General features: G+C 61.8%; 23 protein-coding genes. All 23 read right to left on the bottom strand.

From position 1 onward, the window contains the following. Positions 1-11 precede the first annotated feature (11 nt). The 23 genes from rpmD to rpsG all read right to left on the bottom strand — a co-directional run bounded on the left by rpmD (position 12) and on the right by rpsG (position 13,214). Positions 12-209: a 50S ribosomal protein L30 gene (gene rpmD / locus NKH22_RS02605; protein WP_006205449.1), complete on the bottom strand. Its 198-nt coding sequence runs from the start codon at positions 207-209 to the stop codon at positions 12-14. Positions 210-233: 24 nt separating this feature from the next. Further along, the gene (gene rpsE / locus NKH22_RS02600; RefSeq protein ID WP_006333394.1) at positions 234-797 is read right to left on the bottom strand and encodes a 30S ribosomal protein S5; all 564 of its coding nucleotides are present in this window, start codon (positions 795-797) and stop codon (positions 234-236) included. 154 nt (positions 798-951) lie between these two features. Continuing rightward, complete coding sequence (rplR, locus tag NKH22_RS02595; protein WP_023682602.1) at positions 952-1,311, bottom strand: 50S ribosomal protein L18; 360 nt, start codon at positions 1,309-1,311, stop codon at positions 952-954. Positions 1,312-1,452: 141 nt separating this feature from the next. Further along, a complete protein-coding gene (gene rplF / locus NKH22_RS02590; protein WP_023691246.1) occupies positions 1,453-1,986 on the bottom strand; it encodes a 50S ribosomal protein L6 in 534 nt (177 codons plus the stop codon). Between the two features lie 41 nt (positions 1,987-2,027). Then, a complete protein-coding gene (gene rpsH / locus NKH22_RS02585) occupies positions 2,028-2,426 on the bottom strand; it encodes a 30S ribosomal protein S8 (protein WP_006205453.1) in 399 nt (132 codons plus the stop codon). A 12-nt stretch (positions 2,427-2,438) separates the two neighbouring features. Beyond that, positions 2,439-2,744, bottom strand: a complete 306-nt coding sequence (gene rpsN, locus NKH22_RS02580) for a 30S ribosomal protein S14 (protein WP_010909282.1) — start codon at positions 2,742-2,744, stop codon at positions 2,439-2,441. Positions 2,745-2,771: 27 nt separating this feature from the next. After that, positions 2,772-3,371: a 50S ribosomal protein L5 gene (gene rplE / locus NKH22_RS02575; RefSeq protein WP_023672755.1), complete on the bottom strand. Its 600-nt coding sequence runs from the start codon at positions 3,369-3,371 to the stop codon at positions 2,772-2,774. Further along, positions 3,364-3,678, bottom strand: coding sequence for a 50S ribosomal protein L24 (gene rplX, locus NKH22_RS02570; protein ID WP_013531428.1), 315 nt, complete (start codon positions 3,676-3,678; stop codon positions 3,364-3,366). The genes rplE and rplX overlap by 8 nt, the downstream gene beginning before the upstream one ends. A 12-nt stretch (positions 3,679-3,690) precedes the next feature. Continuing rightward, positions 3,691-4,059, bottom strand: coding sequence for a 50S ribosomal protein L14 (rplN, locus tag NKH22_RS02565; RefSeq protein WP_006205457.1), 369 nt, complete (start codon positions 4,057-4,059; stop codon positions 3,691-3,693). Positions 4,060-4,130: 71 nt separating this feature from the next. After that, positions 4,131-4,370, bottom strand: a complete 240-nt coding sequence (gene rpsQ / locus NKH22_RS02560; protein ID WP_010909280.1) for a 30S ribosomal protein S17 — start codon at positions 4,368-4,370, stop codon at positions 4,131-4,133. An 11-nt stretch (positions 4,371-4,381) separates the two neighbouring features. Beyond that, the gene (rpmC, locus tag NKH22_RS02555) at positions 4,382-4,582 is read right to left on the bottom strand and encodes a 50S ribosomal protein L29 (protein WP_006205459.1); all 201 of its coding nucleotides are present in this window, start codon (positions 4,580-4,582) and stop codon (positions 4,382-4,384) included. A 13-nt stretch (positions 4,583-4,595) separates the two neighbouring features. Continuing rightward, entirely contained in the window at positions 4,596-5,009 is a 414-nt protein-coding gene (rplP, locus tag NKH22_RS02550; protein ID WP_006205460.1) for a 50S ribosomal protein L16, read from the bottom strand. A gap of 26 nt (positions 5,010-5,035) precedes the next feature. Beyond that, entirely contained in the window at positions 5,036-5,761 is a 726-nt protein-coding gene (rpsC, locus tag NKH22_RS02545) for a 30S ribosomal protein S3 (protein WP_023672753.1), read from the bottom strand. Beyond that, positions 5,761-6,150 (bottom strand): 50S ribosomal protein L22, encoded by a 390-nt coding sequence (gene rplV, locus NKH22_RS02540; RefSeq protein ID WP_006205462.1) that lies wholly within the window; start codon positions 6,148-6,150, stop codon positions 5,761-5,763. The genes rpsC and rplV overlap by 1 nt, the downstream gene beginning before the upstream one ends. A gap of 2 nt (positions 6,151-6,152) precedes the next feature. Next, positions 6,153-6,431, bottom strand: coding sequence for a 30S ribosomal protein S19 (rpsS, locus tag NKH22_RS02535; RefSeq protein WP_006205463.1), 279 nt, complete (start codon positions 6,429-6,431; stop codon positions 6,153-6,155). Positions 6,432-6,447: 16 nt separating this feature from the next. Further along, positions 6,448-7,281: a 50S ribosomal protein L2 gene (rplB, locus tag NKH22_RS02530; RefSeq protein WP_023706515.1), complete on the bottom strand. Its 834-nt coding sequence runs from the start codon at positions 7,279-7,281 to the stop codon at positions 6,448-6,450. A gap of 22 nt (positions 7,282-7,303) precedes the next feature. Continuing rightward, positions 7,304-7,597 (bottom strand): 50S ribosomal protein L23, encoded by a 294-nt coding sequence (locus NKH22_RS02525; protein ID WP_023672751.1) that lies wholly within the window; start codon positions 7,595-7,597, stop codon positions 7,304-7,306. Beyond that, the gene (gene rplD / locus NKH22_RS02520; RefSeq protein WP_023672750.1) at positions 7,594-8,214 is read right to left on the bottom strand and encodes a 50S ribosomal protein L4; all 621 of its coding nucleotides are present in this window, start codon (positions 8,212-8,214) and stop codon (positions 7,594-7,596) included. The genes NKH22_RS02525 and rplD overlap by 4 nt, the downstream gene beginning before the upstream one ends. Then, on the bottom strand, positions 8,214-8,942 hold the full coding sequence (gene rplC / locus NKH22_RS02515) for a 50S ribosomal protein L3 (RefSeq protein ID WP_023691244.1): 729 nt from the start codon (positions 8,940-8,942) through the stop codon (positions 8,214-8,216). Before rplC ends, rplD begins: the two co-directional genes overlap by 1 nt. 61 nt (positions 8,943-9,003) lie before the next feature. Next, positions 9,004-9,312, bottom strand: coding sequence for a 30S ribosomal protein S10 (rpsJ, locus tag NKH22_RS02510; RefSeq protein ID WP_010909272.1), 309 nt, complete (start codon positions 9,310-9,312; stop codon positions 9,004-9,006). Between the two features lie 69 nt (positions 9,313-9,381). Beyond that, entirely contained in the window at positions 9,382-10,557 is a 1,176-nt protein-coding gene (gene tuf, locus NKH22_RS02505) for an elongation factor Tu (protein ID WP_023723394.1), read from the bottom strand. Between the two features lie 65 nt (positions 10,558-10,622). Further along, positions 10,623-12,713, bottom strand: coding sequence for an elongation factor G (gene fusA / locus NKH22_RS02500; protein ID WP_023667430.1), 2,091 nt, complete (start codon positions 12,711-12,713; stop codon positions 10,623-10,625). A gap of 30 nt (positions 12,714-12,743) precedes the next feature. After that, complete coding sequence (rpsG, locus tag NKH22_RS02495) at positions 12,744-13,214, bottom strand: 30S ribosomal protein S7 (protein WP_008875664.1); 471 nt, start codon at positions 13,212-13,214, stop codon at positions 12,744-12,746. Positions 13,215-13,248: the final 34 nt, after the last annotated feature.

Here is a 13,248-nt window from a genome sequence, read left to right as displayed (position 1 = left end):
TGCGCTTTTGCTCAGCCCTCGTCCACGACGCGGACGAGATGCTGGACGGCAGCGATCATGCCGCGCACCGAGGGAGTGTCCTCCAGCGTGCGCTGCTTGTGCATCTTGTTGAGGCCGAGGCCGACCAGCGTTGCGCGCTGTTCCTTCGGGCGGCGGATCGGCGAACCGATCTGCTCAACGGTGATGGTCTTGGTTGCTTTCTTGGCCATGGTCAAAATCCCTGGTCAGATCGACTATTCTTCAGCCGCAACGGCGGTGCCGCGGCGGGCCTGAAGGGTCGAATATTTGATGCCGCGCGCAGCAGCCACATCCTTGGGATGCATCTGGCTCTTCAGCGCGTCGAACGTGGCGCGAACCATGTTGTAGGGGTTCGACGAACCCATCGACTTGGCGACCACGTCATGCATGCCGAGCGTCTCGAAGACAGCGCGCATCGGGCCGCCGGCGATGATGCCGGTACCCTGCTTGGCAGCGCGCAGCAGCACGCGTCCGGCACCCCAGCGTCCTTCGACGTCGTGGTGCAGCGTGCGGCCCGAGCGCAGCGGCACGAAAATCATGTCGCGCTTGGCCGACTCGGTTGCCTTGCGGATCGCTTCCGGCACTTCGCGCGCCTTGCCGTGACCGAAGCCGACGCGGCCCTTCTGGTCGCCGACGACGACGAGTGCTGCAAAACCGAAGCGACGGCCGCCCTTGACGACCTTGGCGACACGGTTGATGTGGACGAGCTTGTCCACCATGCCGTCATCGCGTTCTTCACGATCGCGGCCGCGGCCGCCATCCCTACGTTCCTGTGCCATATCCTGTTCCTTGTTTTTTTCCGGAAGCACGGTTGCTGATAAGATCCGGTGCGCCTCTTTGGGTCACCGGGGGCGAATTATTTTTCCTTGCATGATCTTGTCCGAAAAGTCTGCAACTTTTTGCTGCGCTGACCTTCGGTTCGGGATCAGGCAATTAGAAGCTCAGACCGCCTTCACGGGCAGCCTCGGCCAGCGCCTTGACGCGGCCGTGATAGATATAGGCGCCGCGGTCGAAGACGACTTCCTTGACGCCGGCCTTCGAAGCACGCTCGGCGATCAGCTTGCCAACAGCGGCTGCTGCCTCGGTGTCGGCGCCGGTCTTGAGCGAACCCTTGAGGTCCTTCTCGAGTGTCGATGCAGCCGCGATGGTATGGCCCTTGGCGTCGTCGATGACCTGCACGTAGATGTTCTTCGACGTGCGGTGAACCGAGAGACGCGGGCGCTCGCCGGCGACCTTCTTGATCTGACGGCGAACGCGCTGCGCGCGGCGCTGGATGGATTCCTTGGTAGCCATGATAGTCTTCCTTGCCTTCAAAAAACGGGGGGCCGCCATGTGCGGTAGGCGAAAGCGCCTCCCGCGACCGCTCCCCGCGGCGTTGCAGTTCTTTGGCTTGGCCTTTTCCGAAAAGTCTGCAACTTTTCGGGGCCAGGCCTACTACTTCTTCTTGCCTTCCTTGCGGACGATCTTCTCGCCGGCATAGCGGACACCCTTGCCCTTGTAGGGCTCGGGACCGCGATACTCGCGAATCTCGGCGGCAACCTGGCCGACCTGCTGCTTGTCGATGCCGGTCACGGTGATTTCCGTCGGCTTCGGCACAGTGATCGTGATGCCGGCCGGCGTCTGGTAGACGACATCATGGCTGAAGCCAAGTGCCAGCTGCAGGTTCTTGCCCTGGAGTGCCGCGCGATAGCCGACGCCGGTGATCTCGAGCTTCTTCTCGAAACCGTCCTTGACGCCCTGCAGGATGTTGACGATCTGCGTGCGCGACATGCCCCACTTGGAGCGGGCGGTCTTGGTCTGGTCGCGCGGCTGGACAGCGATTTCGCTGCCTTCCATCTTGACCAGCACTTCGTCGTTCACCACGAACTTCAGCTCGCCCTTGGGGCCCTTCGCCGTCACGGTCTGGCCGTTGACGGTCGCGGTCACGCCCTGCGGCAGCGAAACGGGTTTCTTTCCAATACGAGACATTTGGTTGTCCTCGTCACTTCTCTTGTTTCAGGTCTGCCGAATTAGAAAATCTGGCAGAGGATTTCGCCGCCGACATTCTGTTCGCGTGCTTCGTGATCGGCCATCACGCCCTTCGGCGTCGAAAGGATGGCGATGCCGAGGCCGTTGGCGACGTGCGGGATCGACTTGGCCGAAACGTAAACGCGGCGGCCAGGCTTCGAGACGCGGGCGATTTCGCGCACGACCGGAGCACCGTCGAAATACTTCAGCTCGATTTCGATTTCGGACTTGCCGTTGTCGAAGTCGGTCTGGCTGTAGTCGCGGATATAGCCTTCAGCCTTCAGCACGTCGAGGACGCGGGTACGCAGGCGCGACGCCGGCGTCGAAACGCTCGACTTCTTACGGCCATACGCGTTGCGGATGCGGGTCAGCATATCGCCGAGAGGATCGCTCAATGACATGTTATGTCCTCCTTACCAGCTCGACTTGACCAGGCCCGGGATCTGGCCGTTATTGCCGAGATCACGAAGCGCGATGCGCGATACTTTGAGCTTGCGATAATAGGCGCGCGGACGGCCGGTAACTTCGCAGCGGTTGCGGATGCGGATCTTGGCCGAGTTGCGCGGCAGGGCAGCAAGCTTCAGCTGAGCGCGGAAACGCTCTTCCATCGGCTTGGACTGGTCCATGATGATCGCCTTGAGCGCTGCGCGCTTGGGACCGTACTGGTCGGCAAGCTTGCGGCGCCTGTTGTTCTTCTCGACTGAGCTGGTCTTTGCCATTTCAGATTTTTCCTTTTCTCGCTGCCGTTACTGGCGGAAGGGGAAGTTGAAGGCCTTGAGCAATGCCCTGGCTTCGTCGTCCGTCTTCGCAGTCGTACAAACGATGACGTCCATGCCCCAGATCTGATCAACCTTGTCGTAGTTGATCTCCGGGAACACGATGTGTTCCTTGATGCCCATGGCGTAGTTGCCACGGCCATCGAAGCTCTTCGGATTCAGTCCGCGAAAGTCGCGGACGCGCGGCAGTGCGATGTTCACGAGACGGTCGAGGAACTCGTACATGCGTTCCTTGCGCAGCGTGACCTTGGCGCCGATCGGCATCTTCTCGCGGACCTTGAAGCCGGCGATCGAATTACGGGCGCGGGTGACGACGGCCTTCTGGCCGGCGATCATCGCCAGGTCTTCGGCCGCGATCGAAGGCTTCTTCGAATCCGCGGTCGCTTCGCCGACGCCCATGTTCAGCACGATCTTGTCGATGCGCGGAACCTGCATCTCGTTCTCGTAGCCGAACTGCTCCTGCAGCGCCTTGCGGATGGTCTCGTTGTAGACCTGCTTGAGGCGCGGCGTGTTCTGGGCCTTGGACTGTTTGCTTTCAGCCTTGGGCTTCGTGGTTTGAGCCTTAGCCATTGATGACTTCTCCCGAGCGCTTGGCGACGCGCACCTTCTTGCCGTCCTTCTGGAAGATGAAGCCGACGCGGGTCGGCTTGCCATCCTTGGGGTCGGCGAGCGCGATGTTCGACAGCTGGATCGGCGCTTCCTTGGTGATGATCCCGCCCTCTTGGGACTGGGACTGCTTCTGGTGACGACGGATCATGTTGACGCCGCGCACCAGCGCGGTGTCTTCCTTCGGCTGAACCGAGAGGACTTCGCCCGAACGGCCCTTGTCCTTGCCGGCCAGCACGACGACCTTGTCGCCTTTTCTAATCTTTTGCATTGGTCCGGCTCCTTACAGCACTTCAGGCGCGAGCGAGATGATCTTCATGTGGTTCTTGGCGCGGAGTTCGCGCGGAACCGGTCCGAAGATACGCGTGCCGATCGGCTCTTTCTTGTTGTCGACGAGAACGGCCGCGTTCTTGTCGAAACGGATCACGCTGCCGTCCGGGCGGCGGATGTCCTTGGCCGTGCGAACCACGACCGCCTTCATCACATCGCCCTTCTTAACGCGGCCGCGCGGAATGGCTTCCTTGATCGACACCACGATGATGTCGCCTACGGAAGCGTATTTCCGCTTCGAGCCGCCCAGCACCTTGATGCACATGACACGACGGGCGCCGGAATTATCCGCGACGTCGAGGTTTGTTTGCATCTGAATCATGACTGGCCGCCTTCTTCTCTTCTAACGGGACGGGCTCAAAGCCCCTCCCGGTCTGTCCAAAATTCGGTTTGTTACGCCTGGTCCGAAGACACGACGATCCAGCGCTTGTCCTTGGAAATCGGCTTCGATTCCTGGATGAACACCTGATCGCCGACCTTGTGGGCGTTGTTCTCGTCGTGCGCCTTGTACTTCTTGGTCATGCGCACGGTCTTCTTCATCACGGGATGCGTGAAGCGCCGTTCGACCTTGACGACTACCGTCTTCTCGTTCTTGTCGCTGACGACAGTGCCCTGCAGAATGCGCTTTGGCATGATTTTCGTCCTTAAGCCTTCTTGGCCGCGGACTTTTCCGCAGCGATGGTCTTGATACGCGCAATGTCCTTGCGAACCTGCCGCACGCGCGCGGTCTTCTCGAGCTGGCCGGTGGCCTTCTGGAAGCGCAGGTTGAACTGCTCCTTCTTCAGGCTGGCCAGATCGTCGGTCAGCTGGTCCTGGGTCTTCGTCCGGATGTCTTCGGCTTTCATGATCAGCCCGTCCTTATTCTGCGATGCGCTGTACGAAGCGCGTCCTGACCGAGAGCTTGGCCGCGCCGAGACGCAGCGCCTCACGGGCGGTTTCTTCGTTGACGCCGTCGATCTCGAACATGATGCGGCCCGGCTTGACGCGCGCCGCCCAGTAATCGACAGCGCCCTTGCCCTTGCCCATGCGCACTTCGGTCGGCTTCGACGTCACCGGCACATCAGGGAAAATACGGATCCACACGCGGCCGGCACGCTTCATCTCACGAGTGATCGCGCGGCGGGCCGCCTCAATCTCACGCGCGGTGACGCGGTTCGGCTCAAGCGCCTTCAGCCCGAAACCACCGAAATCCAGGTTGGTGCCGCCCTTTGCGGTACCATGGATACGGCCCTTGAACTGCTTGCGGAACTTTGTGCGCTTTGGCTGCAGCATCGTTCTAACTCCAAATTCCCAAATAATCAGGCGTTTTCGCGACGACGACCGCGTTCGCGATCACCACCACCGCCATGCGCAGCATCACCCTCGGTCGCGCGACGCTCCGAAGCCATCGGATCGTGCTCGAGGATTTCGCCCTTGAACACCCAGACCTTGACGCCGCAGATGCCGTAAGCCGTATGCGCTTCGGCCGTGCCATAGTCGACATCGGCGCGCAGCGTATGCAGCGGCACGCGGCCTTCGCGGTACCATTCCATGCGTGCAATCTCGGCGCCGCCGAGACGGCCGGCGCAGTTGATGCGGATGCCTTCGGCGCCCAGGCGCATCGCCGACTGAACGGCGCGCTTCATGGCGCGGCGGAACGCGATACGACGCTCGAGCTGCTGGGCGATCGACTGGGCGACCAGGGTTGCGTCGATTTCCGGCTTGCGCACTTCAACGATGTTCAAGTGCGTCTCGGACTTCGTCATCTCCATCAGCTTCTTGCGAAGCTTTTCGATGTCGGCGCCCTTCTTGCCGATGATCAGGCCCGGGCGCGCCGCATGGATGGTGACGCGGCACTTCTTGTGCGGGCGCTCGATCACGACCTTGGAAATCGCAGCCTGCTTGAGTTCCTTTTCAAGATATTTGCGGATCTTGATGTCCTCATGCAGCAGCTTGCCGTACTCGCCGGTGTTCGCGAACCAGCGCGAATCCCAGGTGCGGTTGATGCCGAGGCGCAGACCGATCGGATTGACTTTCTGACCCATTATGCGGCCTCCCCTTTTTCTTCGACTTCACGAACGACGATCGTGAGGTGCGAGAACGGCTTTTCTATACGGCTGGCGCGACCGCGGCCACGAGCATGGAACCGCTTCATGACGATCGACTTGCCGACATAGGCTTCCGCCACGATCAGTGCATCGACGTCGAGGTCGTGGTTGTTTTCCGCGTTGGCGATCGCCGATTCCAGCGTCTTCTTGACCGTGCCGGAAATCCGCTTGGCCGAGAATTCGAGATCGGAAAGCGCTGTCGCGACCTTCTTGCCGCGGATCAGCGCGGCAACCAGGTTCAGCTTCTGCGGGCTGATACGGATCGTGCGCAGAACGGCGCGCGCTTCGTTGTCAGCAAGCCTGCGCGGAGCTTTGGCCTTGCCCATGATTATTTCCTCTTCGCCTTCTTATCCGCGCCGTGACCGTAATAGGTCCGGGTCGGAGCGAATTCACCGAACTTGTGACCGACCATGTCCTCGTTCACCGAGACGGGAACATGCTTCTGGCCGTTGTAGACACCGAAGGTGAAGCCGACGAACTGCGGCAGGATGGTGGAGCGACGGCTCCACATCTTGATCACCTCATTGCGACCACCTTCACGAACCTTGTCCACCTTCTTGAGAAGGTAGCCGTCGATGAAGGGGCCTTTCCAAATAGAACGAGTCACTTGGCGTTACCTCTTCTTAGCTCTTGCGCTGATGGCGCGAGCGCAGGATGAACTTGTCGGTCGCCTTGTTGGACCGCGTCTTCTTGCCCTTGGTCGGCTTGCCCCACGGGCTGACCGGATGACGGCCACCGGAGGTGCGGCCTTCACCACCGCCATGCGGATGGTCGACCGGGTTCATGGTCACGCCGCGATTGTGCGGACGCTTGCCGCGCCAGACCGTGCGGCCGGCCTTGCCGTCGTTGATGTTGCCGTGGTCGGGGTTCGACACGGCGCCGACGGTGGCCATGCAGGAGCCGTGAACGACACGCTGCTCGCCCGAGTTGAGGCGCAGGATCGCCATGCCCTGATCGCGACCGACCAGCTGGCCGTAGCCACCTGCCGAGCGGGCAACCTGGGCGCCCTTGCCCGGCTTCAGCTCGATGTTATGGACGATCGTGCCGACCGGCATCGAGGCCAGCGGCATCGCATTGCCCGGCTTCACGTCGACCGATTCACCGGCCACGATCTTGTCGCCGGCGGCAAGGCGCTGCGGAGCGATGATGTAGGACAGCTCGCCATCGTCATACTTGATCAGCGCGATGAAGGCGGTGCGGTTCGGATCGTATTCAATGCGCTCGACCGTGCCGACGACGTCGAACTTGCGGCGCTTGAAGTCGATGATGCGGTACGAACGCTTGTGACCGCCGCCGATGAAGCGGGCCGTGATGCGGCCGTGATTGTTGCGGCCGCCCGACTTCGTCAGGCCTTCGGTCAGGCCCTTGACGGGCTTGCCCTTGTAGAGGCCCGAGCGGTCGACGATGACCAGCTGGCGGGTGCTCGGCGTTACCGGGTTGAATTTTTTAAGTGCCATTGTCCTGTCCTCGCGGCCTAGCTCAGAGACCCGTCGCGACGTCGATCGACTGGCCGTCGGCCAGCGTCACGATCGCCTTCTTGACGTCGCTCTGGCGGCCGATCGTGCCGCGGAAGCGCTTGATCTTGCCCTTGCGGACAAGCGTGTTCACGGCCGTAACCTTGACGCCAAACAGCGCTTCGACAGCAGCCTTGATTTCCGGCTTCGACGCCTTCTTGGCGACGTTGAAAACAACCTGGTTGTTCTCGGAAGCCATGGTCGACTTTTCGGTGATCGCCGGCGAGACGATCACGTCGTAATGACGGAGGTCGGTCATTTAAAGCGCTCCTCGAGAGCCTCGACGGCGGCCTTCGAAAGGACCAGCGTGCCGCGGCGCAGAATGTCGTAGACGTTGATGCCCTGGATGGGCAGCACGTCGATGTTCGGGATGTTGGTCGCCGCCAGCTTGAAGTTCTGGTCAAGCTCGGCACCGCCGATCACCAAGGCGTTGGTCAGGCCCAGCGTCGCGAAATTCGCGATCAGCGCCTTCGTCTTGGCCTCGGTCAGCTTCAGCTCGTCGATGATGATGATCGACGCGCTCTTGGCCTTGGCCGAGAGAGCATGCCGCAAGCCCAGAGCGCGCACCTTCTTCGGCAGATCGTGCTCGTGGCTGCGAACGACCGGGCCGTGGGCCTTGCCGCCGCCGCGGAACTGCGGAGCGCGTGCCGAATGGTGACGGGCGCGGCCCGTACCCTTCTGCTTGTACATCTTGGCGCCGGTGCGCGCGATTTCGGCGCGGCCCTTGGCCTTGTGCGTGCCCTGCTGGCGCTTGGCCAGCTGCCAGCGCACGACGCGCTGCAGGATGTCCTCGCGCGGATCAAGGCCGAAAATCTCCTCGGAGAGTTTCACCTTGCCGGCGTCCTTGCCGCCAAGCGTTGTGATCTTGAGATCCATTATTCTGCTCCCTCTGCGGCCGGAGCCTCGTTCGTGGCAGCGCTAGCTGCAGCAACCGGGCGGATCGCGGCAGGCTTCGGCGCATTGGCCGGCAGTGCCACCTTGGCCGCATCGCGGACCAGGATCCAGGCGCCCTTCGATCCGGGAACCGCACCGCGGATCAGGATCAGGCCGCGATCGGCGTCGGTCGAAACGATCTCGACATTCTGTGTGGTGACGCGGGTGTCGCCCATGTGGCCAGCCATATGCTTGCCCTTGAACACTTTGCCCGGATCCTGACGCTGGCCGGTCGAACCGTGCGTACGGTGCGAAACCGAGTTACCGTGCGTCGCGCGGCCACCACCCATGTGGTGGCGCTTGATGACGCCCTGGAAACCCTTGCCGATCGTCGTGCCCGTCACATCGACCTTCTGGCCGGCGACGAAGTGCTCGACGGTGATCTCGGCGCCGACATCGATCATGTTGTCGGCGGAGACGCGGAACTCGGCGACCTTCGCCTTCGGCTCGACGGAAGCGGTCGCGAAATGGCCGCGCATCGCCTTCGACGTGTTCTTCACCTTGGCAAGGCCAACGCCGAGCTGGACGGCCGTATAGCCGTTCTTCTCCTGCGTGCGCTGAGCCACGACCTGGCAGTTCTCCATCTGGAGAACGGTGACGGGAACATGTTCCCCGGCATCATTATAGATGCGGGTCATTCCCACCTTCTTTGCAATCACACCTGAACGCATCGGTTCAATTCCTTTAGAGTTCCGGGCCAGGGGCACCGCCCCTTACCGCGCTCTCATTCCCTTAGAGCTTGATCTCGACGTCGACACCGGCGGCCAGATCGAGCTTCATCAAAGCATCGACCGTCTGCGGGGTCGGATCGACGATGTCGAGCAGACGCTTGTGCGTGCGCATCTCGAACTGCTCGCGGCTCTTCTTGTCGACGTGAGGCGACCGGTTGACCGTGAACTTTTCGATCCGCGTCGGCAGCGGAATGGGGCCGCGGACGTTTGCTCCGGTGCGCTTGGCCGTCGACACGATTTCTTTCGTCGAGGCGTCGAGCACGCGGTGGTCAAACGCCTTCAGGCGGATGCGGATATTCTGTCCGTTCATGCGTCACTTCCTTGTTCTGGCGCGGCGCGGGCAAATCCTGCGCCCGCGACAGATCGGTTTAAGTCCAAATTACTCTTTGATGGTGACGACGATGCCGGCACCGACGGTACGGCCGCCTTCACGGATGGCGAAGCGCAGCTTCTCTTCCATGGCGATCGGCACGATCAGCTCGACATCGACCGTGATGTTGTCGCCGGGCATAACCATTTCCGTGCCTTCCGGCAGCGACACGATGCCGGTCACGTCGGTCGTGCGGAAGTAGAACTGCGGACGGTAGTTGGTGAAGAACGGCGTGTGACGGCCACCTTCGTCCTTGGTCAGGATGTAGGCTTCGGCCACGAACTTCTTGTGCGGCTTCACCGTACCGGGCTTGGCCAGAACCTGGCCGCGCTCGACACCTTCACGATCAACGCCGCGCAGCAGCGCGCCGATGTTGTCGCCGGCCTGGCCCTGATCGAGCAGCTTGCGGAACATCTCGACGCCCGTGCAGGTCGTCTTGGTCGTCGGACGGATGCCGATGATTTCCAGTTCCTCGCCGACCTTGACGATGCCGCGCTCGACGCGGCCGGTCACGACCGTGCCACGGCCCGAGATCGAGAACACGTCTTCGATCGGCATGAGGAACGGCTTGTCCAGCGGACGAACCGGCGTCGGGATGTAAGCATCGACCGCAGCCATCAGCTCGCGGATCGCGTCTTCGCCGATGGTCTTGTTGGAATCTTCCAGAGCAGCCAGCGCCGAACCCTTGACGATCGGAATGTCGTCGCCGGGGAACTCGTTCTTCGACAGAAGCTCGCGAACCTCGAGCTCGACCAGTTCGAGCAGCTCGGCATCGTCGACCTGGTCGACCTTGTTCAGGAACACCACGATCGACGGCACGCCGACCTGACGGGCAAGCAGGATGTGCTCGCGGGTCTGCGGCATCGGGCCGTCGGCGGCCGACACCACCAGGATCGCGCCGTCCATCTGCGCAGCACCCGTGATCATGTTCTTCACATAGTCGGCGTGGCCGGGGCAGTCGACATGGGCGTAGTGGCGCGCAGCCGTCTCGTATTCGACGTGCGCCGTCGAAATCGTGATGCCGCGGGCCTTCTCTTCGGGCGCCGCATCGATCTGGTCGTAGCGCTTGTACTCGCCAAAATACTTCGTGATCGCCGCCGTCAGCGACGTCTTGCCATGATCGACGTGGCCAATCGTGCCAATGTTCACATGAGGCTTGTTACGCTCGAATTTACCTTTTGCCATGTGATGTCTCCAATCTGCTCGCCCGTACGGGCCTTGAATTAAGTTACCGATGCAACCCGTTCAGGTTACGCGTATTTCTTCTGGACTTCCTGGGCGACCGCGGTCGGCACAGGCTCATAGTGATCGAACTGCATCGTGTAGGCCGCGCGGCCCTGGCTCATCGAGCGCAGGTTGTCGACGTACTTGAACATGTTGGCCAGCGGCACCATCGCGTTGATGACGACAGCCACGCCACGCGCTTCCTGGCCCTGGATCTGGCCGCGACGGCCGTTCAGGTCGCCGATGACGCTGCCGACATAGTCTTCCGGCGTCACGACTTCGACCTTCATGATCGGCTCGAGCAGCTGCACGCCAAGCTTGGGTGCGGCTTCACGGAAGCAGGCGCGGCCGGCGATTTCGAAGGCCAGAACGCTGGAGTCCACATCGTGGTAAGCGCCGTCGATAAGCGTCGCCTTGACGCCGATCATCGGGAAGCCCGCGAACGGACCCGACGACATGACGCTGTTGATGCCCTTTTCGACACCCGGGATGTATTCCTTGGGAACCGCACCGCCGACAATCTTGGTCTCGAACTCGAACTCCGAGCTTTCCGGGTTCGGTTCGAACACGATCTTGACGCGGGCGAACTGACCGGTACCGCCGGTCTGCTTCTTGTGGGTGTAGTCCTGCTCGTGCCTGCGGGTGATCGTCTCGCGGTAAGCCACCTGCGGCGCGCCGACATTGGCCTCGACCTTGAACTCGCGGCGCATGCGGTCGACGATGATGTCGAGGTGAAGCTCGCCCATGCCCGAAATGATGGTCTGGCCGCTTTCCTCGTCGGTCTTGACGCGGAAGGACGGATCCTCGGCGGCCAGGCGGTGAAGGGCGAGGCCCATCTTTTCCTGGTCGTTCTTGGTCTTCGGCTCGATAGCGATCTGGATGACCGGATCGGGGAATTCCATGCGCTCGAGGATGACCGGGTGCAGCGGATCGCTGAGCGTGTCGCCGGTGGTCGTGTCCTTGAGGCCAGCCAGAGCGACGATGTCGCCGGCAAAGGCTTCTTCGACGTCGGCGCGCGAATTCGCATGCATCTGCAGCATGCGGCCGATGCGCTCTTTCTTGCCCTTGACGGTGTTGTCGACCGAGATGCCCTTGGTCAGCTTGCCCGAATAGATGCGGGCAAAGGTCAGCGAGCCGACGAACGGGTCGTTCATGATCTTGAAGGCCAGCATCGACAGCGGCTCGTTGTCGTCGGCATGACGCTCGATCTCGGCGTCGGTCTTGGCGTCGACGCCCTTGATGGCGGGAACATCGGCCGGCGACGGCAGGTATTCGACGACGGCGTCGAGCAGCGGCTGCACGCCCTTGTTCTTGAAGGCCGAGCCACAGAACATCGGGTAGAACTTGACCGCGATGGTGCCCTTGCGGATCAGCGCGCGGATCTCGTCATTCGACGGCATCTTGCCTTCGAGGTAATTCTCGAGTGCCGTCTCGTCCATTTCGACAGCGGCTTCGATCATCTTCTCGCGGTATTCTTCGGCGCGAGCCTGCAGGTCGGCCGGGATCTCGACGACGTCCCAGGCAGCGCCCAGCGTCTCGTCGCGCCAGACCAGCGCGTTCATCTCGACGAGATCGACGACACCCTTGAACTCGGTCTCAGCGCCGATCGGCAGCTGCATGACGACGGCATGCGCACCAAGACGCGAGCCGATCATCTCGACCGAGCGGTAGAAGTCGGCGCCGATCTTGTCCATCTTGTTGCAGAAGATCATCCGCGGAACTTTATACTTGTCGGCCTGGCGCCAGACGGTTTCCGTCTGCGGCTCAACACCGGCATTGGCATCGAGCAGCGCAATGGCGCCGTCGAGCACGCGCAGCGAACGCTCGACTTCGATGGTGAAGTCGACGTGTCCGGGAGTGTCGATGATGTTGAAGCGGTACATCTTGCCGCTGCGACCCTTCCAGAAGGTCGTGGTGGCGGCGGACGTGATGGTGATGCCGCGCTCCTGCTCCTGCTCCATCCAATCCATGGTGGCAGCGCCGTCGTGGACTTCGCCGATCTTGTGCGACTTGCCCGTGTAATAGAGGACGCGCTCGGTGGTCGTCGTCTTGCCGGCGTCAATATGCGCCATGATACCGAAATTGCGGTAGTCTTCGATTTTGTATTCGCGGGCCATCTTGGATGCCTTCTCAGTCTCGTTCGCGCTTTACCAGCGGTAGTGTGCGAAAGCGCGGTTGGCTTCAGCCATCTTGTGGGTGTCTTCACGCTTCTTCACGGCGGTGCCGCGGTTGTTAGCCGCGTCCATCAGCTCGCCGGAGAGGCGGTCGACCATGGTGGTCTCGTTGCGGTTGCGGGCCGCGGCGATCAGCCAGCGGATCGCCAGGGCCTGACGGCGCTCGGGGCGCACATCGACCGGAACCTGGTAGGTGGCGCCGCCGACGCGGCGCGACCGGACTTCCACATGCGGCGCGACATTGTCGAGCGCCTGATGGAAGACGGTGACCGGCTCCTGCTTGGTCTTCGACTGAACCTGGTCGAGCGCACCGTAGACGATGGTCTCGGCAACCGACTTCTTGCCGTCATACATGACGGCGTTCATGAACTTGGTGACGATCAGATCGCCGAACTTCGGGTCCGGATTGATCTCACGCTTTTCTGCACTGTGACGACGCGACATGGCTTTTGTCTCTCAATCTCGTAGCCCGACGCAT

The organism is Mesorhizobium sp. M1252 (assembly GCF_040318265.1).
Taxonomy (GTDB): domain Bacteria; phylum Pseudomonadota; class Alphaproteobacteria; order Rhizobiales; family Rhizobiaceae; genus Mesorhizobium.
This window is presented reverse-complemented; position numbering and strand designations above follow the sequence as displayed.